The 987-nt window shown below is 55.7% G+C and carries 1 protein-coding gene and 1 pseudogene; both read left to right on the top strand.

The window, feature by feature from the left end:
• Positions 1-150: pseudogene (locus D6877_RS29800) on the top strand (prepilin peptidase); the annotation flags it as partial.
• A gap of 118 nt (positions 151-268) precedes the next feature.
• A partial coding sequence (locus D6877_RS04270; protein WP_130909956.1) for a response regulator transcription factor occupies positions 269-987 on the top strand: 719 nt, incomplete at its 3' end.

Raw genomic sequence — 987 nt, 5'->3', positions numbered from 1 at the left:
TGGCTGCTGCTCGCGCCAAAAGTCTGGCCCCATATGGGTCAATGGCTTAGAGAGCTTTTACGCCATCTCGCCCCGGACAAGTCAAAAAAGCTGCCATTTGCGCCGTTCGTGTGGGTAGGTGTAGTGCTTTCGCTGTACTGGGTTGCCTGATCGCGGGGTGCCACTAGTCCTATGTACATAGTAGGAAAGTGGGTCTACTTTCAACGCAGGTGAATACGCCACCAAAGTGCAGGAATCGTCAGCGTTGACCGAGCAAATGGAGTGGTTCGTGAACAAGCCTAATTCGGTAAAAATCCTCGTGGTCGATGATCAGCCGCTGATCGTCGAAGAACTCTGTGAGTTTCTTGAGAGCAGTGGCTACCGTTGCGTGCCGTGCGACTCGAGTCTTGAAGCCATCGAGCTGTTCAGGGCGGACCCGGACATCGGTCTGGTGCTGAGTGATTTGCACATGCCGGACATGGATGGCATCGAGTTGATCCAGGCGTTGCAGCGGCTGGCCGGCAAGCAGCGGGTGTTCGAAGCGATCATGCTCACCGGGCGCGCCGACAAGCAGGATGTGATCAAGGCGTTGCGTGCGGGGATTGCCGATTACTATCAGAAGCCGATCGATCTGGCAGAGTTGCTTGAGGGTGTGCAGCGCCAGGAACTGGCTTTGCAGGAACGGCAGAAGAATCTGCATCTGGGGCATTTGAATCAGAAGTTGCAGTTTTTGTCCGAGTCGATCGATGACCTTTATCAGGATCTGGACAAAGTGCGGCGCTCGCCCGTGCCGGTGGTGAGTGATGGTGAGCCTGAGTCCGTGGAGATGCCGGCGGTGTTCAGTCAATTGTCGCCCCGGCAGTTGGATGTGGCGCGGTTGGTGGGCAAGGGGCAGACCAATTATCAGATTGCCTGTGAGTTGGGGATTACCGAGAACACGGTGAAGTTGTATGTGTCGCAGGTGTTGCGGTTGACGCATATGCATAATCGGACGCAGTTGGCTTTGGC

The sequence above is a fragment of the Pseudomonas sp. Sample_9 genome (assembly GCF_004307535.1).
Taxonomy (GTDB): Bacteria; Pseudomonadota; Gammaproteobacteria; order Pseudomonadales; family Pseudomonadaceae; genus Aquipseudomonas; species Aquipseudomonas mercuritolerans.
The sequence above is the reverse complement of the archived record's forward strand: the minus strand, read 5'-3'. Positions and strand labels throughout refer to the sequence as shown.